Raw genomic sequence first — 19280 nt, 5'->3', positions numbered from 1 at the left:
AAAGGATGTGCACCGCTATGCCGGCTATTGTTGGAGCCTTTAAAGTAAATGCCGTCGGAACGAGCGGAGTCGTTCATGTTGGAGATTGCATCACCATTTCTCCAAATAGTCAGGTTAAAACGTTTGCCGGCGCAGGCAGTTTTAACACTGGTGATCAATTACGCATTAGCAACTATAAAAGTGTGACAAATACGTATGATAGTGATGTCATTGATCAACCGCTTGTTGGTAACTTGTAAGGAGTGAGAATCCATTGAACTTCTATATTAATCAAGCGATACAAATTAATTACTTACGTGTGGAGTCTGTGAGTAACTCATCCGTTCTTCAAATCGGCAGTGCTGGATCAATCAAAGCACTCTCCAATCTGTATAACACTGGTAGCTACGTAGAAGCAGCACCTGCCGCAGCAGGCACACAAGGAATTGAAGAGTCTCAGGGCGCAAGCACGGCACCTTTTGTACCGCTTCAGTCACCAACAACATAAGTTCATCTGCAATCCCCGGAGGTGTATGCATATGTATGACTATCAAAACAGCGCTTCACAAATGTATGGCATCATTCAAAAGCAAACACAGCAAATCATGATGCTTGAAAAAAGGCTTAACGAGCTTCAGCAGGAAATGCAAATGATCAAAGATAAACCGACAACAACGATTGAACGGATTGATTATCAATTTGATCAACTGAAAATCGAGCGGCTGGAAGGCACATTAAATATCGGCCTCAATCCATCTGATCCAAATAGTGTTCAAAATTTTGAAGTGGGCCAAACAACAACCCCGGGAATTGGAATGATGCAGCAAGAAATGGCTGATCAATTTTTCAATCAAACACGCCAGCTTGTCGATGCATTCTTAAATGAAGAAGCACCGCAGCTTCTTGAAGAACTAGAGCAGCGATACGAAGGCTCGCTTGATGAAAGCAACAAACACCATATCATTGAGGACATTCGAAAACAAATAGACAGCAGAATCAAATATTATGCGGGGCAGCTGCCACAAAGGGAAGATATGACCCCGCTTCAACGTTCCGAGCAAATTGCTGAATACGTGAAACATGATGTCAAACGGGCAATCGAACACTTTTTAGCCCATATTCCAAATGAAACGAAAGGAGAGGAAAACGGATGAATTTCACAGTCGTCAACCGCAACATCGAAACCGGAAGCATTAAAGTAGTTGGGGTATCGTCCTCTTCCCTATTTATTATCGGGGACACGGATCACGTACAACTGTCATCGATTTTCGATACACCGCCAGAATCATTAATTATTGGCCCGTTTGTTCCTCTAGCCCCTCGATAATGATCAAGCGCACATCTCAAGTAAAGTTCTCGAAGGTGAATTCTGTCGGGATTGCGAGTGTTGTTCAAATTGGTGATACACAAGAGCTATGCCCGAACGTGAAGGTGTTAGCTGTTCAGCGAACCATTAGTTTGTTTTATGGAAATGAAGCTGAAAACCTAGATGCAAAAGAATTTGAAGTGTATTATGAGCCGATCCCATTGATGCTGCCAGAACGAGCGGTTAGAACGGCCTTTTATCATGAAAAGCCTCTCATTAAAGTGTCGTCCATTCATGTAGAAGGGGTCTCTTCCTCCTCTATCTATCAAATTGGCTCTACGTGCGGAATAAATGCCGTTGCGCGAGTGAAGCATATTCGAGAGTTATTTAGCAACAATGACGAACATCCGCCAAACTCACAATTGGACCTACCTTCGCATATGATGGTGATATGACTTCGAATAAAGGATGTCGATTATGCCAGCAATTGTCGGACCCATTTACATTAACTCGATTTCTGGGGGCGTCGTAAACGTCGGTGACTCATTTTATCTTTCGCCTAAAAGTTCTTCAAAATCTGCTTTAGGCTCTGGAGCGGGGAATACCGGAGATTTCTTGATTTTAAATAATGGCATTAGCGCCACCAACTATGTGGATCCTGACTTAAATGATCAGAATATGGTAGGCAATGCATAAAGCGGCTCCTCTACACTCATTTCATTTAGAGGAGCGCTTTTTTATGCTCATTTCTTTCTGCGTTGTCTTGATTTCTTTGTTTTGACCAGCTTGCTTGCCGGCTGCTTTCGAATCCATTTGATGTACGGAACAAGCTTTTCATCTTGTCTTAGTGCATCCAGCGTATTCAAACGTGCGGCAAGCTCCTGGTTTGTATAAAGAGCATGTACTTGTTTATGGCAAGGGATACACAGGAAGGCAGTCGGTAGAAAGGCCCCGCCCTCTTCTTTTGGGGTCAAGTGATGTTCCGTAAGGACGACCTCTTGTCTTCCGCACAGCTCACATAATCCAATCGTTTGCTTTGCCATCCTGAGATCACCTCACTTTACATTAATTCCATCGAGACTGTTGTTCCTTTCCCGCTTGGATCTGCTGGGTGGACAATCAGTTTCTTTGGCAGTCTCATCTTTAATTCTTCCACATGGCTGATCACACCAACAGCTAAATTTTGAGACTGCAGCTTCTCTAATGCTGTAATCACCGTATCTAACAAGTCTTGATCGAGTGTACCAAATCCTTCATCTAAGAAGAAGAATTGCAGCGGGAACTCACCTCTCAGCTGAATTTGTGCAGACAGAGCAAGAGCAAGTGCTAAAGACGTCAGGAAAGTTTCTCCCCCAGACAAGCTGGATACCGGACGTCTGACACCTCCATTGGCATCATCCCGCATCACAAAACCGCCCTCTGAATCGACTTCAATGGCATATCTTTGTCTTGTCAAAATCCCAAGACGATGAGAAGCATCACGGCTGACACTTTCTAGCTGTTCTTCTGCTAGGAACTCAACAAATGTATTCCCTTTAAACACAGTTTGAAGCTTATCCAGCCGGTCAATTTCTTGCTGCAGTTCTTCAAGACGTTCATGAATGCTTGCAAAGCGTTGATGGTTTGCTTCAATCACTCGCAGATGCTCTTGTGCAGATCCACTCAGCGCTGTCGCTTCTTCAAGCGCTTTTTCCGCCGCTTCTTTTTTTAGTTGAATATCTGTCCACTCGTCTTCATCCAGCGACTCACCTTTTAACAGTTCCGAAATTCGCTTTAAGTTTGCTGCACATTGCTTTCTTTTATCCTCAAATTCATCAATTTCCTGTTTGACTGTAAGACGTACAGATCGATCCATTAAAGCAGGTGCTATCTCCTGAGGATGAGCAAAAGGAGTAGATGCTGTTTCTTTTTGCCACGCTTTCTCAGCTTCTTGTTTTCGCCGCTTAGCCTCTTGGAGCTGACGTTCACTGCTTGAGAAATGGCTTTGCGCCTCACTAAATAATTGCTGTGCATGCTTAAATTGCTCGTACGATTGCTGTTCTTTTTCATTTAGATGAACAAGAGATTGTTGAACTTCGTCCAGTTCATCAGAAAGAGAAGCGGCTTTTAAAGGATATCGCTGTAAATCTGTTTCATATTGATCGATCAGGTGTTGCTGGCTTCCCAGCTGATGCGCCAGCTTATCGAGTTCCTTCTCTAGATCGTATATGGCTGTTTGCAGATGCTCTTTTGCCTGCTGTTTTTCCTCTAGAAAAGAAATACTCTTCTCAATACGCTCTTGATAACCTTCCGCTTGTTGATCCTTTTCGTCAATTTGTTGCTGCATTTCCTGCACTTGGTTGATTGTCAGGTGAGGAAAGGTCTGTTCAAATTGCGTCAGTTGTTCGGAAAGCTCAGATCGAAGCTCCTTGATCAGCATGTCTAGTTCTTGTATGCGCTGCTGCTCAAATGTCAGTTGATCTTTGACTTTGCTCATTTCTGCCGCTTGATCATAAGTAACGTCCATTAAACGAGCTCGTTTGCTTTCGATTGCTTGAATATCTTGTTTTACGCCTTTCCATTCTTGAATCAGCTGTTGCAAAGACTGCGGATTCTGTACTACTTCTACTGCTGCAGCTACTTCCGAATCGGGGGCTTTTTGAGATAAAAAGGAGAACTGTTTAACTAATTGATTGGCATGCGTTTCAAGCAGCTGCTTTGCAGCAAACATGTCTCTAGCATATTCCTCTGCCAGCTTGAGCTCTTTATCCATTTTTACAATCCATTCATCAATTTGGGCAACCGTTTCTTCATGGACATTGTCTATCACAGCCTTTGGATCATGATGAATCGATCCACAAACAGGACATGGTTCACCGTCTACTAGCTCTGCCGCTAATTCTTTTCTTAATTCTGCCGATCTGACAACATCGCGCTGTTTTAATTTTTCTTGTTTTTTGTCCTGCTCTTTATGACTCCATTCTGTAAGACCTCGTTCAAATTCACATACATAAAAATACAATTGTTCTATCGCTTGAAACGATTGATTTATTTTTTCATGATGATCTTTTTGCTGTTTTTGAAGCTTTTCATACGATTGTGTCGCCTGTGCTGAACGCTGTCTTAGCTCCTCAATCTTTTGTTCTTCCTTTTGAATGCTCACATTCATTCTTTGAACATTTTCACTGAAACGAAGTGCGTCTTGTACAAGTTTTCGCTCTTTGACAGAGACTTGTAATTGTTCCAGCTCATGCTTCAACTGTGTTTGTTTCGCAAGCGCACGCTCTAATAAAGATTGCACGTTTTCGGCTTCCGCTTTTTTTTGAGTCAATTGCTGCGCTTTTTCATGGTTTTGCTGCTCTAGTACGGTCTTTTCCTGAAGAGCTGTTTCTTTTTTTCGTTCAATTTCTTTTAATTGAATCAGCTGCTCTTTCTTTTGAAGAAGCTCTGGCTCATTTTCCATTTTCTTTTGCCGCGTTTGCTCATACTCCTGCGTCATTTGATCATAGATCGTTCGTTGATGAAGTAAATGTTTTTCTGCTTCCTGCTTCTCTTTTGATGCTTGAGAGAGCTGCTTTTCAGCCTTTGTTAATGCATCCGCATAAGGCTTTAATGTCTCTGCCTGCTCTGCAATGTGAAGTTGATTCTTTTTCTCTTCCATCGTAGATGCCAGCAGATTGAGGTTGTGTTGTTCCTTCTCGTACGCTTCTTGTTCCTGTTGATACTGCCAGATGGCTTGCGCTTTTGTAAAAGCAGTGAACGCTTCGTCCCGCGTTTGTTTTTTCTCAAGAAAAATAGCTTGCGCCTGCGCAGCTGCTTCTTTAGCTTTCGCTAATGCCTCTGGACCAGCTTCTCCTAATCCAGTCAGTTCAGCCAGCAGTTCGTTTTTCTGTCCATAGTGATTTTGAGCCTTTGCGCGTAAACGTTTGACAAGCTGATCACCATATTTCTCCAAATTAAACAAACGCTGCAGCATTTGGCGTCTGTCGGCTCCTTTCAATGAAAGGAATTCCGCAAACTTTCCTTGGGGTAAAACAACCGCTCTCGTAAAATCGTCAATGGTTAAACCAAGTAATTCTTCTATTTTACGATTGACCTCACTTGCTTTATCTGCAAGAACTGTCTGCGTATCACCAATTTCAATCAATCGGCATAACGTCGTTCTAACCTTCATTTCATCTGCCCTTTTAAAGGCACGTTCCACTTTATAAGAAATATGGTGTTCCCTTTGCAAAGCGAACGTAAAGGAGACAGACAGCTTTTCTTCAGCTTGGTTCAAAATACCATGCGTATTATTGAGTGCACGTTCGACCTTGCCATAGAGTGCTAGTGTCATGGCATCTAATATGGACGATTTTCCGCTTCCAGTCGGTCCAAAAATACCAAACACACCTGCATCACATAAGGAGCTAAAGTCAATGGTTTGCTCTTCTCTGAAGCTATGAAGTCCTTTAATGGTTAGCGTGATCGGCTTCAATTCGCTTCCTCCTCTTGCATGTCATTGGCAAGCTCTAAAAATAGCTTGACGGTTTTTTCATCAGGTAGACCTCCACCTGTCTGACGCTCATAAAATTTCACGAACCGCTCTTCAATCGAGAGCTTTTCCACTTGTTTTTGTTCTTCTTTTTGCTGTAACTCTTTAAACTTTGGTCTAATATGGACAAATCCACTATGCTGTTTTCTAAGCTGATGAATTTGTTCGATCGACAGCTGATCTGTTAAGTGAATCTCTAAATCAATCCAGGCTTGAAGATCCCGCTTTTCATCCAGCCAACTGTGTACTTGGCTCAGCCCTTCAGTCGCCTTCCACTTCATAAGTGGTTTACCGCTTGATAAAAACACTTCTTTCCAGCTTGCTGTTTCATTCGGTTTTGCATCCACAATGGTGACTGATTTGGCGTAGCCTGCTTCAGAAAAGCTGTATGCAAGTGGAGATCCAGAATAGCGGGCAATCGTTTTGGCACGTTTAATGGTTTGGGGGCGATGCAAATGCCCCAGTGCGACATAACAAGCCGCCTCAGGCAGACTTTCGGCCGCAACGGTATATGCGCCTCCCACTTCAATCGGCCTTTCCGAATCCGTTTGACTGCCACCTGCCACATAAATATGACTTGTTGCGATATTGACCGTATCCGCCTGAAATTGGTTGCTTAAATGTTGAAACATTTGTTGTATTTTTAAATTGTACTGATCACGAAGCAGTTTCTCTTCAAATGTTTCAGCCAGCACCTCGTTTAGCCTTGCTTCGGACGGGTAAGCGAGTGCGGCAATAGATAGACGTTCACTTGCAGAAGGAACATCGACATGAATTAAATCATTAGTCGGATATCCAATTAAATGAATCCCCTGCTCATTCGTTAAAGGAGATGCGGCTGATAAACGGTCTGGGTTATCATGGTTGCCAGAGATCACAACCACCTGACGCTTTCCTTTATCAGATAATGCAGACAGACTTTCATAAAAAAGCTGTTCTGCGCGAGCAGGAGGGTTCACTGTATCAAAGGCATCGCCTGCCATCACAATGACATCAATGTGTTCATCCTTGACGATTTGATTTAATTCATCTAAAAACTCCGCTTGCTCCTCAAGCCGGCTTCGGCCTTCTAGGGTTTTCCCTAGATGCCAATCCGCTGTATGCAGAATCCTCATGTGATTCACCTCTCATTCATTCCACCTATAAAGAAATTTCTAGATTTCCATCAAAGAAATAAAGGATTTTTTCCTCTAATGTTCTGTTTGTTAAACGTTCTACCGCTGCTGTATACAACGATATTTGCGTTTCATAGCGTTTTTTTAACATCGCTTCAGCTTCCTCTAATCCACCTGAGAATCTGCCAGTCACTCGATCTGTTTTATAATCAAGTAAATAGAGCTTGCCATCTGCTTCAAATAAACAATCAATCATTCCTTGAATGAGCACAGGTTCACCTTCTGCATCAATATGGCTGTATACCTCTTTAACCGGTAAAACCATACTAAACGATACTTCTCGTTTCACCCAGTCCGCTTTCCGCAGTTTTTGACCAATAGCAGTAGAAAAGAAGGCCACAATTCCTTCTCGATTGATGGACTGGATTTGTTCATCTGTTAGTAAGTCTTTCTCTTTTAAAGAATGGAGCAGCTCTTCTACACGAGATTCATCATATGGTTCATTTGAAGGAAGAGGGATATGCTGCATAACTGTATGCATGGCCGTCCCTTGTTCTGCGGCTGTGAGTGTTTTTTTCTTCATAAAAGCCGGTCGTTCGTAAAGTGTCGCATGAGCTTTTCGAATGGAAGAAGGCACACTGTATTCATCCTGTATTTCTTTCATTCTTTTGATCTCAGAAACTGACTGCTTTGTCCCTACTTGGGAGGCCGCTAAATATGGATAACGCCATGTAAGTCTTTCTTTTACTTCCTCCTCGTAATCGCCATATCCTTGAACAGGCACACCTTCCATTAATGCTTGTACCACTTCGTCTTGTTTTTGTTTTTCAAGTGACATGTCTTCTTGTAGAAGATCGGACGCTTGATGAAAGGTGATAGAAAATGATGATGGATGAGAGAGAACGACTTCTCTCGATTCTTCTAAAAGAGAAGACATCGCTTGATGACGGATAAGAGCAGGGCCAATAAAATCTAAGTATGTTCTCGCTTGATAACGTTCAAAATCAGGGAGAAGCCAGTCGTCTCCGTTTGCGGCATTTTGCCACTTGCTTAAAGCTTTCACTTGATTTTTGACAGAACCGACTAAAAATAATTTTTCTTTCGCCCTTGTGAGCGCCACATATAGAACCCTCAGTTCTTCAGATAATAGTTCTTTTCTCATCTTTTTTTTCATCGCGATCAGCGGTAATGTTGCATAACTAATTCTCAGCTCAGGATGAATATATTTGCTGCCAAAACCTAATTCTTTATCGAGCAAATAGGACTGGTTTAAATCCATCATATTAAAGTTCCTGCCAAGTCCTGCAGTAAACACAACAGGGAATTCGAGTCCTTTACTGCTATGAATGGTCATCATGCGGACAACATCCTCTGTTTCACTGAACGTTTTTGCTGCTCCAAGATCATCTCCACGCTCTTGCATTCTTTCAATAAATCGAAGAAATCGAAACAGCCCTCTAAATGCAGCCTTTTCATACTGTTTCGCTCGATCATATAAAGCCCGAAGGTTTGCCTGTCTTTGCTTACCTCCTGGCATCCCGCCGACATAATCTAGATATTGTGTATCTCGGTACACTTCCCAAATCAGTTCTGCTACCGAATGCTGAATAGAAAAATCACGCCATTTGCGTAATTGAAGGAAGAAACGCTCCAGCTTTCTGCATGTCGGATGATCAGAGTTTGTCACACTCATAAATGCCTTCACAGCGTCATAATAAGTGCCTTTTTTATCACTTGTTCTAATCAGTGCCATCTCATTTTCGTCTAAATGAACAAGAGGTGACCTTAAAACAGCAGCGAGCGGAATATCTTGATATGGATTATCAATCACTTTTAACAAAGAAAGAATGACAGATACTTCTGTAGCTTCAAAATAACCTGAGGAAAGATTCGCATAAACAGGGATTCCCTGCTTCTTCAACTCTTCCATCATTTGCGGAGCCCACGGCATTGAGCGAAGCAAGATCACAATGTCTCGATACTGCAAGTTGCGGGTCAGCTGCTGTTTTGCATCGTACACTTGAAAAGGCTGTTCTACCAATTCTTTTATTTTCTTTGCAATCACTCTCGCCTCAAATTGAACCGTCTCTAGCTCTTCTCGTTCTTCATCGCTTTCTGTGTCGTGCTGATCTAAATGAACAAGAAGCATTTCTGTCGACGTGTCTTCGCTTTGCGGATAACTCGCTCCAAGCTTTAATTCAGCTTGTTCATCATATTCAATTTCTCCAACCGTTTCTCCCATCAGCTGTTTGAACAGAAAGTTGGTACTGTCTAAAACATCAGCCCGGCTGCGGAAGTTTTTATTTAGATCAATTCTTTTACCTGTTTCATTGCTGTCTTCTTTAAATTGTTTATATTTATTTAAAAAGAGCATCGGCTCTGCAAGTCTAAAGCGATAAATGGACTGCTTCACATCACCAACCATAAAGCGGTTGCCTTCGGCAGGATGTTTTCCTTTAGACACGAGCTTTAAAATCGTTTCTTGGACAAGGTTTGTATCCTGGTATTCATCCACGAGTACTTCTTCAAATTGCTGTTGATAGTACTTAGCCGCTTCTGTTTCAATGAGATTTCCTTCTGCGTCCTGCTTCGCTAAAATGCGCAAACAATAATGTTCTAGATCAGAAAAGTCTACGATTGATTTTTCTTGTTTTGCTCTCTCGAAACGCTCTCCATATTGAATCACAAGCTCTACAAGTGTTTCTACAACTGGCTTCATTTCAGCCAAGCTTTTTAAATGCTGATCGGGACTGCGCATAAAGTATTCATCTTTTAGCTTTTCTAATTGTTTTTTGGCTTGATTGCGTGCATCTGTTGCTTTTTCTAACAGAGCCGGGTCATAGTCATCCCCTTTGCAAGTCTTTAACCTTTTAAAATTGATGTTTGGCAAAAGCTCATAAAGTGTTCCAAAATCATCTTGATGCCTTATTAATTCATTTACTTGCTCTAAATCATCTATAAAATTCTCTGCTCTCGGTGCTGGACCGCCCGGCTCTTTTGATAAAGTGAGCGCTTGTTCCAGCAGTTCCTGACAGTTTCTTAAAACGAGAGAAAGGTCCTCTTTGATATATGGATAAAAGGGTAACTCTTCTACCTTTGTCTGTGTATCCACATCATAAAGAGAAAGGAATGCCCGCATCCATTGTTCGGGCGCTGGATGTGACCTAGAAAACTCATAAATTCTTTTGACAAGCCATTGAAGATCTAAATCATGCCGATCAGATGTGTAACGATCAACGAGTTCAAAGAATGACGGCTTTCCAGCCTTATACTCATCCTCAAACAGTTCATCTAACACTTCATCTCCTAATAATTCTCCTTCTGTTTGATCAGCCAAACGAAAACCTGGATCAAGGTCAATCTCATAATAAAAGGTACGGAGAACTTGCAAACAAAAGGAGTGCAAGGTAGAAATATTGGCACGATTCATAAGTGACAGTTGTCTCCGCATATGAAGGGAACCAGGGTTTTTAGATAGTTCTTTTTCAAGTGCTTCAGTGATCCGGTGCTTCATTTCTGCTGCTGAAGCATTGGTAAAAGTCACTACGAGCAGCCTGTCCACATCAACTGGCTGCTCCGGCCGAGTCATTTTTCGAATGAGCCGTTCAACCAAGACCGCTGTTTTCCCTGACCCTGCCGCCGCAGCAACAAGAATATCTTGTCCTTCTGAAACGATGGCGTTCCATTGGTCATCTGTCCAAGTACTGTTATTCGGTTTTGGTATTTGCATACTGATCCCCTTCTTTTTTGATCCGGTCTAACATGACATCATCCTTCTCAGAGGTGAGCACCCTAAATTCATTATCTTCTATTGATTCATCAAATTGGCAAATAGACTTAAAGGAGCAAAAACGGCAAGGGGTTTGATCCTTTAATTTATATGGGTTTATCTCTACCTCACCGCTTGTAATTCTTTCTCCTGCCTCTTCAAAGGTTCGCCGAACGTGTTTTGTGAGAATGTGAAAATGATCTTCACTTAATACCGCAGAGTCAGATCGGAAAGAACCATCCTTTTTCAAACCAGCTTGGATGACTTGTGATCTTCCTGATTCGAGTGTTTGATCCATCAACTTCACTGCTTCCACATCTTCGAGCAATAGACCCTTCATTTTAAATTTCTTCAATATTTCCTGCTCAATCGCATCTTCTGCGAGCGGAATAGGCGCTTGAATCAGCGGGTCATGAATATGGAAGTATAAAATTCCTGCCGGTGTCGCTTCCATGCCAAGCCATTCTTTAGAATACGTAATGGTCAGGTCTAAATAAGTGAGCATTTGCAAGGCTAAACCGTAGTAAACTTCTGCTAGATCAAGCCCCTTCTCACTGGACTTATAGTCGACAATTCTTAAAAGAAGTCCTTTTGATCCTTCTGCTTTATCCACTCGGTCAATCCTTCCAACAAGCTCCATCGTGCAGCCGTTTTTTAATTGAAAAGTAAACGGCGGCAGAGGTCCTTGACCTCCAAAACCTAACTCAAGTCCAACCGGAGAGAATCCGCTCACTTTTGCATGTTCGCTTAATATAGAAGACACCCTGATGAGGATTTTTTGAAGCTTTTCTTTTATATAAGCATGCCGATTAGAGCTTAATAAAATTTCTTTTTGTAGACGTGGAGCTAGCTGTTCAATTGCATGCCTTGAGTAGGTCACACAATCTTCCTTCGTTAAGTTTTTCCAATCCTTTTTTTGTTCAACAAGCGTATCTGAAATCAGTTTTAAAGCCGAGTGAAAGAGCTGGCCGATATCAGGTGCTTCTAATTTGTAAAATTGTCGATCTTTTAGTTTTAACCCGTGGGAAGCAAAATGAGAAAATGCACATGCATTGAATTTCTCCATTCTTGAAACACTCCCCTGAATATGGTCACCGTAAAGTTCTTTTGTGACATTCGGATTTAAACGTTTCGCTCTATTTGTAAAGAACAAGCTGGACATGATTTTTTTTGATACGTCGCGGTTGGACGAGGTCATCAAATGATTATATACACTCCACCATACGCCGCTGATCCGATATTGATTGAGCCATTGTTGCAGCTGCGAAACGGTATAGGATAACGAGACATGCTCGTTTGTTACAAATTTTAATTGCTCCTGATCTTCCAACTGCTCTGGATCTAACACATAGAGGGCTTGCTGATGGTTTGGCATCAGTTCCTCACAATACTTGATGAGGGTCGAAGGCAAAAGAGACCGCCCTTCCGTATCTGAAGCTGAATAGGATACATACAGGTAGTGCGATGGACTGGACAGCGCTTGATATATCAAAAATTGTTCATCCAGCAGCCGTTCCTTCCCTGTCTCTGCCAGCTCTGCTCCTGCCCGTTTTAACCATTCCCGGTCGTCTTCAGACAATACACTTTCATCAGAGGGTCGTGCAGGTATAACCCCATCATTTACTCCAATGACAAACGTACACTTTACTTGATACATTCTGGATAAATCCATACTTCCGATAAACACTTGATCAAGTGAAGGGGGAATCAAAGCGAACTTGAGAGAGGACAGTCCTGTATCTATCATCTGTTGAAATAATGGAAATGAGAGCTCCTCCTCGCCCAGCATTTCAACAAATTCATCCATCAATTGAATGACAGCATCCCACACTTGCCCATGCTGCATCGCTTCAGCTAACCTGCCTGCTTCTTCTGCCTCAATCCTTGCCTTTTCAAGCTTTTCTGGCACTTGGGCTTCCTCTAGAAAGACATACACTGCCTCCACCATGTCTCTTAGCTTTTGCGCTTTTTTCAATCTTTTTTGCAATTGAAAGAGAGGCGGAACAATCCATTCTTTTACATCATTCAGCATTTGCTCCATTTCTATTTCTTGATCGGTTTGTCCAAAATCTTCATCTAATGATTGAAAGCGGCGATAATGAAAGCGTGAACCATTCGTCCAGCGTTCACCTTTTACACCGTAAGCAATACAATAGTTTTCAAGCTGATCCGCCTGTTCTCTTGCTTTGTTTTTAGCGAGTTCAAGCGGAAATAAGAACTCCGTTTTCACACAGCGAAACACCGCCTCATACCGCCAGTTCCCTTTTATGACATCGAGGCTCGAACGAATGAACTCAATGAGCGGATGATACTGCATCGATTCATTTCCATCAATAAAGAAAGGAATATCGTAATCTCGAAACACCTCTTTTAACGTATCTTTATAGTCGTCTACATGTCTTGCAACAATTGAGATGTCTCGTAACCTAAGACCTTCACCTCTTACTAAATCAAGAATATCTCTCGCTACTCCCTCAATTTCAGCTCGTTTATTTGCACTTTTCGATACGGTAAGGTGAGGCGTTTCTTCTTGATATGGCTGCAAAGGTCTCTGTTCATATTGATTTTCTAAATAAGCTAGATCTGGGGTATGAAGATGCCGTTTATTTCTCTCCAAAATGTTCTCAGAAATAGCCGCTCCGCACTCTTTGGCCAACTGATAAAGCTGGGAATATGTCTTACCTGTCATGCGAAATAAATCAAGTTCATTTGGCTGCGTGTCATGATAGGAACGATCCACTGTGAATGCAGCTGTTATTTTTTCGGCATGTAGCAAAAGCTGTTCAATGACAAGAAGCTGCTGGGGGGTAAACTGATAAAAACCATCTATATAAATGTGTGCCCCTCTCAATTCTTCTGATAAAGGAATTTGCTGAGCCAGAAGTGTCAAGTAATCCTCTGAGTGCACATACTCATCTTGCAGATGCTGCTCCATCTGCTGATAAAGAACATGAAGATCATGCAATTTTTCCGCCGCACGTCTTTCTTCTGTATACTCTGAATGCATGCTGGATGCCGAGATTTTTTCAATATCCTCCGGCATCATACAGTACCTTTTGAATTCAGCCATCGTCTTTTCTATTTGCTCAACAAATCCCGGTTTATCACTCGCCTTTTTGAATACCTTAAACTTGTCTTTCTGTTCTTCTATTACTTTTCTTAAGAGCATTTGAATCCCTGTGCTTGTGACAAATTGACGGTTCGCACCGCCAGTCTGCTGTAATATAGACCAGGCAAGCCGAGTAAAACTAAAGACTTTGGCCCTGATCATTCCACCAGCTTCAGACGTTTTTGCAAGCTCATATTCCATTAAAAATGTCATTTGATCCGGGACTAAAAAAATGATTGGCGGACCCAGCGGATCAAGCCGCAGTTGTTCTTTGATTTCTTCTAGAATTGCAGTCGTTTTTCCACTCCCCGATCTGCCTGCTAAAAACTGAATCTCCACGTTCCACAACACCTTTCTTATGTACTCATATTCTAGCGAAAATAAAGGTAAATAGCTATTTTCCTATCACCTTCCCTTTCTCCTCCGATTGAAAAGAAAATAGGCACCTTTCCCGACTCTTTTCATATCATAAACCATCATGATCTAAAAGGAGGCTGGCAATATCATGTATTACGGTTATTATGACTACTCGCCATATGACATGCGCCAAAACACAAGGATCATTGCAGACCTTGAAAAGGCCATCAATGGCGAATATTCTGCGATCCAATGCTATGAAAAACTTGCACAAAAAGCAAAAAATCCTGAAGCGAAAAAAATCATTCAAGAAATACGTCAGGATGAAGTCAGACATTATCAGCTATTTACAAAGCTATACTATTCTTTGACTAGTAAAAACCACAAACCAAGCATAACAGAGCCTTGTCCAGACCAATTTAGGGAAGGTCTCTTATTTGCCTTTAAAGACGAACAAAAAACAGTCGATTTTTACTTAACGGTATCAGACTATGTCCGTGATCAAGGAACAAAGGAATTAATGAAGCGTATTGCTCAAGATGAACAGCAGCATGCTGTCTGGTTTCTATATCTTTTAACGCACCATGTTTCTTAGTTACCCCTATTTTAATAGGAGATCGTATGTTCCGTCAAAAAATGAAATTGCTTTTTTGCTCATTCAATATGTGAAATAAAGGGCTGTCATCATCAAAACGACTCTTCGCTTTTCCTTTTTTAATGATAAAACGACCTTTTGACCATAAAAAAACTCCTCTGCTACAAATCGCAGAAGGAGTTTTTTGTTATTTAATGAAATTTTGCTTCATTGCTTTGTTGCTGTTGTTTTAACAATCCATCAATCGAAAGCATCTTGCTGCCACTAAGTGTCAAGTAAAGCGCCATGACCATTAAAGAAAGTTCAAATTCATAACCGCCCACAAATCCTCTTGCAAAACCAACTGTGATAATGGCTACAGCCATAATTGGTACAAATAAAGCTGCGAAAAGACGTGTGCCTAAACCTAGAATCAGGGCAATTCCACCAACCAGTTCAATTGTTTTGACAATATAGGCCATAAATTCAGGGACACCAATTTGACCAAAAAATGCCGCAGTACCTCCTAGTCCACCTTGATATGCTTGAAGCCCATGTAAAAAGAAAATAATGCCTAAGATGACGCGAACAAAAAGTGTTCCTATTTCTTGATTTGTTTTCATATAGTGATTTCCTCCCATTTTTACACTACATCATGTAATGTTCATTCGTAAAAAAAATTAGTAATTTAAGTTGAGCATAATCATTAAGACCAACATGAGGATGGTTGATGTCACAATTGGGATAAGTGGTACATTGAACGGTATGTTGTATGTTGGGTTTAAGATTTTTTGGATTCTTAAATTTAATGCTCGGTCTCCAAAGGACACGGCAAATTTCGTTTGTTTTTGAAACTGGGTTCTATTTTTAATGAGTTTCAAAAGGGCTTGCCCTACTCCAAGCTCAGTCCCTGTCTGCTGAATGGCATAGTCATCTGCAATGACTTCACGAAAAACGGAGTAACTTTGTCTCATATGCTTTAACACAGGAATGTACCAAATCACTTTTGTGAGCATAGAGAAAGCGAAAGTCTTTAAAGGATCGTAGCTGTATTTGTGATGTAATTCGTGATAGACAACCGCATCGATTTCCCCTTCATCCAGCATGTCTATAAGCGCTGTTGAGAGATACACTTTTGGCCGAAGCATCCCCATTGCGAAAGCAAGCGGTTCATGGCAATGAAACACAATGATCTCATTTCTATACTTGTCTGATAGAGTTTGCGTTGAATGTTGATCGACTGCCATCAGCATATTTCTTTTGAAATGAAGATACTTTCTGACCTGCTTTGTCATATAGAAAACGGCAAAACCAAGCGTATACAAGACGAACGCATCCAGAAAATACTTTAAAGGAGTGAATCCATAAAATTCGAGAACAGATTGACATACGTGGATCAGGTTATATGCTTGATTCCAGCCAAAAAAGCTTGAGAGTACATAATAGCCCATCTGGTAAAAGATCACTAAGCCAATCAATATACCGCCTAAAAACAGCAGACTCGACTTCATTTTAATCATGTCGTTTCTCCTCTTTTTTGGATGCAAGCCTTGCTTCGAGTACCTTCAGTAATTCAGGATCAGCACTTTCAATTGCGTCCACCATATGATTGACTGCAAGGGGGCCGAAATCATCCATCAGTCCTTGAGTAATCCATTTCGTTTGCTCATTTAGAAATTCTTCTTTTGTTAAAACAGGGTTATAGATAGATGAACGCCCTTTTGTTTTCTTTTCCACAATTCCTTTTTCGGTTAATCGATTGAGTACCGTCATGACCGTGTTGAAATTAATCGGCTTTTCATCTGACAGCTTCTGCTGTACCTCTTTAATCGGCATATCCTCACCTTGATAAAGGATCTCCATAATCCTTCCTTCTAAAGGACCGAAAAAGCGGTTCAATCCCTTTTCGTTATATTTAAAAGAAGGAATTTTCATGTCATCACCTCACACTAAGCATTGTAGTGTAATTGAAAATGATAGTCAACAGATAACAAAAATAGGGGAAAATCGTTGTATATTGTATTTGTTTTTGACAAAAATTATATGTCATTTATATCAAAAACAATCTTTTTTCTAACAGAGTTAACCATAAGATAATCTTATGAAAATACTAAAAAAATTCGTATTTTATTTATAGAGACTTTTGTATTATAGTGAAGATAACAACATTTCACTTACTGAACAAATATACAGGAAGAAGGTTTATACGTGATGAAGCAAGGAAACAGCCTTCGAACCGATCTCATTTTGATTGCGGTAAGCGGTTTAGGTGGATTCCTTTTGTCTCTAACAGGGATGTCTATCGGCTGGATGATTGGCACATTAATGACAGCTGCATTTATTGCCATGCGCCGCCCCGCCCTGTTTCAGCGTAAAGGAAAGAATACCTTACGTATTCACAGCAGATGGCTACTCCTTGGTCAATTCATTCTCGGAATCGAACTAGGACAAAAAATGAACATGAAAGTCCTTCACATTTTCGCTGAAAATTGGCTTCCCGTGAGTTTCATGCTCGTCTTTTCTATTTTATTAGCCATGCTCTCCGGGTTTGTCTTATGGAAGCTGAGTAAAACAGATATGCTGACCAGCTTTGTCGGCACTGCCCCCGGCGGTCTTTCCGCTATGCCGGGCATCGCCCAAGAGGTTGGAGCAAATACAGCTGTAGTGAGTCTTGTACAAACGATACGTGTGTTAATGGTCGTACTGACCATTCCATTTACGGTATTTTATTTAAATACAAAAAGCCAATCAGATGTGGTAGTCGCCCAAGGCAGCGCCTTCTCATCAGGCGTTTTCACAATATCAAACATTTCTTGGACTGCTGCACTCATTTTAGGGGCATGGCTGATGTCTCGCCTAGCCGTGCGTCTTCACTTTCCCGCCCCTTGGCTCATCGGCAGTATGTTAGGTGTGGCAGCTCTCCAAGTAGGGGCAGGCGCCTTGACAGGTCATGATTTGATTCCTTACTGGCCAGCCCAAGCAAACATTGCGTCACAGGTATTTCTAGGGGCAACCATCGGGTCAAAAATGAATAAACAAATGTTTGTCGGGTTAAAAAATACCTTGATTGTGGCAGTCGTCAGCTCAGCCGGATTGATTGCTGCGACCGTTCTCAGTTCAATTGCCATTGCAGAAATAACAGGTATTTCTGTCATTACAGCCATTCTTGCTTTTTCGCCTGGCGGTATTGCAGAAATGGCCACAACAGCTGTTACACTTCATGAGGATTCCACCTTTGTTGTGGCTGTACAAGTCGTTAGAATTATTTTGGTCATCGCCATGTTACCACCGTTTTTTCGATTCTTACATCATGTCTGGGCAAAAAGACAGACTGATTATAAAACCGCTAAATAGAAAGAGCCGCTCTACTTATCCAGAGCGGCTCTTTTTTATTCATCATGATTCCTTTTTACACCGACTACTTGATCCTTTGAGATCGTTCCAAAATGCCGGCTGTCAAAGCTATGTATTCGATTATCTCCGATCACGAAGTAATGATTGTTTTGTATGTTCTGACGACCGGTGATGGCTTTCAGCTGAAAATCACCTGTTAGGACGTTGCCCATTTTATGTTTTTTCTGCTCTTTTAAATACGGCTCTTTCCACTTTACACCATCAACAAACAGTTGATCATCTTCATATTTGATTGTTTCTCCTGGAAGCCCAATGACCCGTTTGATCAAGATTTGATTTTTAGGGCCATGAAATAATACATAGTCAAACCGGCTAATTTTCGTGAGTTTTGGCGAGAACTTGTTAATTAATAATTCTGTTCCATCTGTAAATGTCGGGTCCATACTAACCCCTTCTACTTTGTACGTGACAAACATGAAATTCTTTACTTGGAACAACAAGACGATGCATGTAATAATCATGAACCATAGCAATGGCTTCTTTTTCATTAAGAGCCTCCTTTGTCCTCACGCTGACTCATCCGAATATTCAACCTATTTTCTACTCTCTTTCCAACATACCATAATAAAGCAATGACTAGAACCGCAAAAATACTTCTTAACGGATTCTTTACTAAAGCTGAAATGTCATAGCCGATAAAACTAATAATAAAGAGCATGACACACTTCCCTGATAAAGCAGCTAATGAGAACTGCCAGACGCTGATTCTTGATAGACCTGCTACGACATTAACGGCAGCAGACGGTGTAAAAGGAAAGCAGAGTAAAATAAACAACGGACCAAATCCCCGCTTTTCAACCCAAAGCATTAGCTTTTGAATAGAAGGGTGTCTGCTAATAAAGTTCAACATCCTCATCTGTCCAAATTTTCTGATCAGTAAAAAGACAAGGATAGACCCTGCACTTGCACCAATCCAGGTCAATAAAAAGCCTTCCCATAGCCCAAAAGCATTTGCATTGGCCACCGCAAATGCCACGAGAGGTAAAAACGGTAGAAATGCTTCTATTAAAGGGAGTAATATAGCCACAATGGGTCCAAAAGCCTTGTAGCTTTCAAAAAATGATGTGATATTTTCATGAGTAAATATAGAAAGAAATAATGGCAACTTGTTTGACTCCTTCAAGGTTTGTCTATCTTTCATTTT

The 19280-nt window shown here is 41.3% G+C and carries 18 protein-coding genes; 8 read left to right on the top strand and 10 right to left on the bottom strand.

The genetic code is table 11. From position 1 onward, the window contains the following. The first annotated feature begins 17 nt into the window (after positions 1-17). Genes NST15_RS05315 through NST15_RS05290 form a run of 6 tightly spaced genes read left to right on the top strand, consistent with a single transcriptional unit; the run spans position 18 to position 1981 of the window. On the top strand, positions 18-239 hold the full coding sequence (locus tag NST15_RS05315; protein ID WP_003211745.1) for a spore germination protein: 222 nt from the start codon (positions 18-20) through the stop codon (positions 237-239). Between the two features lie 14 nt (positions 240-253). After that, positions 254-487: a spore germination protein GerPB gene (locus NST15_RS05310; protein WP_003210877.1), complete on the top strand. Its 234-nt coding sequence runs from the start codon at positions 254-256 to the stop codon at positions 485-487. 31 nt (positions 488-518) lie between these two features. Beyond that, the gene (locus NST15_RS05305) at positions 519-1133 is read left to right on the top strand and encodes a spore germination protein GerPC (RefSeq protein WP_008348607.1); all 615 of its coding nucleotides are present in this window, start codon (positions 519-521) and stop codon (positions 1131-1133) included. Continuing rightward, entirely contained in the window at positions 1130-1306 is a 177-nt protein-coding gene (locus tag NST15_RS05300) for a germination protein GerPD (RefSeq protein ID WP_003210893.1), read from the top strand. Before NST15_RS05305 ends, NST15_RS05300 begins: the two co-directional genes overlap by 4 nt. Beyond that, entirely contained in the window at positions 1306-1740 is a 435-nt protein-coding gene (locus NST15_RS05295; RefSeq protein WP_065460098.1) for a spore germination protein GerPE, read from the top strand. The genes NST15_RS05300 and NST15_RS05295 overlap by 1 nt, the downstream gene beginning before the upstream one ends. Before the next feature lie 22 nt (positions 1741-1762). After that, positions 1763-1981, top strand: a complete 219-nt coding sequence (locus tag NST15_RS05290) for a spore germination protein (RefSeq protein ID WP_003211468.1) — start codon at positions 1763-1765, stop codon at positions 1979-1981. A 47-nt stretch (positions 1982-2028) separates the two neighbouring features. Here NST15_RS05290 and NST15_RS05285 read toward each other — a convergent pair whose 3' ends face one another. Genes NST15_RS05285 through addB form a run of 5 tightly spaced genes read right to left on the bottom strand, consistent with a single transcriptional unit; the run spans position 2029 to position 14130 of the window. Further along, complete coding sequence (locus tag NST15_RS05285) at positions 2029-2328, bottom strand: hypothetical protein (protein WP_025207111.1); 300 nt, start codon at positions 2326-2328, stop codon at positions 2029-2031. A gap of 17 nt (positions 2329-2345) precedes the next feature. Next, on the bottom strand, positions 2346-5741 hold the full coding sequence (gene sbcC / locus NST15_RS05280) for an exonuclease subunit SbcC (protein ID WP_065460096.1): 3396 nt from the start codon (positions 5739-5741) through the stop codon (positions 2346-2348). Continuing rightward, on the bottom strand, positions 5738-6913 hold the full coding sequence (sbcD, locus tag NST15_RS05275; protein WP_007499123.1) for an exonuclease subunit SbcD: 1176 nt from the start codon (positions 6911-6913) through the stop codon (positions 5738-5740). Before sbcD ends, sbcC begins: the two co-directional genes overlap by 4 nt. A 25-nt stretch (positions 6914-6938) precedes the next feature. Continuing rightward, the gene (gene addA / locus NST15_RS05270; RefSeq protein ID WP_065460094.1) at positions 6939-10643 is read right to left on the bottom strand and encodes a helicase-exonuclease AddAB subunit AddA; all 3705 of its coding nucleotides are present in this window, start codon (positions 10641-10643) and stop codon (positions 6939-6941) included. Next, positions 10621-14130, bottom strand: a complete 3510-nt coding sequence (gene addB / locus NST15_RS05265; protein WP_058213984.1) for a helicase-exonuclease AddAB subunit AddB — start codon at positions 14128-14130, stop codon at positions 10621-10623. The genes addA and addB overlap by 23 nt, the downstream gene beginning before the upstream one ends. 166 nt (positions 14131-14296) lie before the next feature. On the opposite strand from addB, the gene NST15_RS05260 reads away from it, so the two are divergent. Further along, positions 14297-14743 carry a ferritin-like domain-containing protein gene (locus NST15_RS05260; protein WP_058213983.1) on the top strand — a complete coding sequence of 149 codons (447 nt, stop codon included), beginning with the start codon at positions 14297-14299 and terminating at the stop codon, positions 14741-14743. A 191-nt stretch (positions 14744-14934) separates the two neighbouring features. Here NST15_RS05260 and NST15_RS05255 read toward each other — a convergent pair whose 3' ends face one another. Genes NST15_RS05255 through NST15_RS05245 form a run of 3 tightly spaced genes read right to left on the bottom strand, consistent with a single transcriptional unit; the run spans position 14935 to position 16657 of the window. Then, the gene (locus NST15_RS05255; RefSeq protein WP_008348626.1) at positions 14935-15345 is read right to left on the bottom strand and encodes a DoxX family protein; all 411 of its coding nucleotides are present in this window, start codon (positions 15343-15345) and stop codon (positions 14935-14937) included. Positions 15346-15402: 57 nt separating this feature from the next. Further along, positions 15403-16242: a M56 family metallopeptidase gene (locus NST15_RS05250; protein WP_035700187.1), complete on the bottom strand. Its 840-nt coding sequence runs from the start codon at positions 16240-16242 to the stop codon at positions 15403-15405. Then, a complete protein-coding gene (locus tag NST15_RS05245; RefSeq protein ID WP_007499135.1) occupies positions 16235-16657 on the bottom strand; it encodes a BlaI/MecI/CopY family transcriptional regulator in 423 nt (140 codons plus the stop codon). The genes NST15_RS05250 and NST15_RS05245 overlap by 8 nt, the downstream gene beginning before the upstream one ends. Positions 16658-16933: 276 nt before the next feature. On the opposite strand from NST15_RS05245, the gene NST15_RS05240 reads away from it, so the two are divergent. Then, positions 16934-18076: an AbrB family transcriptional regulator gene (locus tag NST15_RS05240; RefSeq protein ID WP_017366972.1), complete on the top strand. Its 1143-nt coding sequence runs from the start codon at positions 16934-16936 to the stop codon at positions 18074-18076. Positions 18077-18111: 35 nt separating this feature from the next. Here the strand turns inward: NST15_RS05240 and lepB are convergent, their stop codons facing one another. Both lepB and NST15_RS05230 read right to left on the bottom strand, forming a co-directional pair. After that, complete coding sequence (gene lepB / locus NST15_RS05235; RefSeq protein WP_007499139.1) at positions 18112-18624, bottom strand: signal peptidase I; 513 nt, start codon at positions 18622-18624, stop codon at positions 18112-18114. Further along, positions 18624-19241 (bottom strand): TVP38/TMEM64 family protein, encoded by a 618-nt coding sequence (locus NST15_RS05230; protein WP_081298145.1) that lies wholly within the window; start codon positions 19239-19241, stop codon positions 18624-18626. The genes lepB and NST15_RS05230 overlap by 1 nt, the downstream gene beginning before the upstream one ends. Positions 19242-19280: the final 39 nt, after the last annotated feature.

This window comes from Bacillus sp. FSL R5-0820 (assembly GCF_038593385.1).
GTDB lineage: Bacteria > Bacillota > Bacilli > Bacillales > Bacillaceae > Bacillus > Bacillus altitudinis.
Note: the sequence above shows the minus strand (reverse complement) of the source record. Positions and strands in the feature narration are given on the sequence as shown.

What these genes read in the sequence shown, in the direction of transcription:
- NST15_RS05250 (WP_035700187.1), bottom strand. Translation starts at nt 16,242, where the DNA reads ATGATTAAAATGAAGTCGAGTCTGCTGTTTTTAGGCGGTATATTGATT.
- addA (WP_065460094.1), bottom strand. Translation starts at nt 10,643, where the DNA reads ATGCAAATACCAAAACCGAATAACAGTACTTGGACAGATGACCAATGG.
- sbcD (WP_007499123.1), bottom strand. Translation starts at nt 6,913, where the DNA reads ATGAGGATTCTGCATACAGCGGATTGGCATCTAGGGAAAACCCTAGAA.
- NST15_RS05315 (WP_003211745.1), top strand. Translation starts at nt 18, where the DNA reads ATGCCGGCTATTGTTGGAGCCTTTAAAGTAAATGCCGTCGGAACGAGC.
- NST15_RS05245 (WP_007499135.1), bottom strand. Translation starts at nt 16,657, where the DNA reads ATGAAAATTCCTTCTTTTAAATATAACGAAAAGGGATTGAACCGCTTT.
- NST15_RS05260 (WP_058213983.1), top strand. Translation starts at nt 14,297, where the DNA reads ATGTATTACGGTTATTATGACTACTCGCCATATGACATGCGCCAAAAC.
- NST15_RS05290 (WP_003211468.1), top strand. Translation starts at nt 1,763, where the DNA reads ATGCCAGCAATTGTCGGACCCATTTACATTAACTCGATTTCTGGGGGC.
- NST15_RS05305 (WP_008348607.1), top strand. Translation starts at nt 519, where the DNA reads ATGTATGACTATCAAAACAGCGCTTCACAAATGTATGGCATCATTCAA.
- NST15_RS05255 (WP_008348626.1), bottom strand. Translation starts at nt 15,345, where the DNA reads ATGAAAACAAATCAAGAAATAGGAACACTTTTTGTTCGCGTCATCTTA.
- NST15_RS05285 (WP_025207111.1), bottom strand. Translation starts at nt 2,328, where the DNA reads ATGGCAAAGCAAACGATTGGATTATGTGAGCTGTGCGGAAGACAAGAG.
- NST15_RS05240 (WP_017366972.1), top strand. Translation starts at nt 16,934, where the DNA reads ATGAAGCAAGGAAACAGCCTTCGAACCGATCTCATTTTGATTGCGGTA.
- NST15_RS05300 (WP_003210893.1), top strand. Translation starts at nt 1,130, where the DNA reads ATGAATTTCACAGTCGTCAACCGCAACATCGAAACCGGAAGCATTAAA.
- lepB (WP_007499139.1), bottom strand. Translation starts at nt 18,624, where the DNA reads ATGAAAAAGAAGCCATTGCTATGGTTCATGATTATTACATGCATCGTC.
- NST15_RS05295 (WP_065460098.1), top strand. Translation starts at nt 1,306, where the DNA reads ATGATCAAGCGCACATCTCAAGTAAAGTTCTCGAAGGTGAATTCTGTC.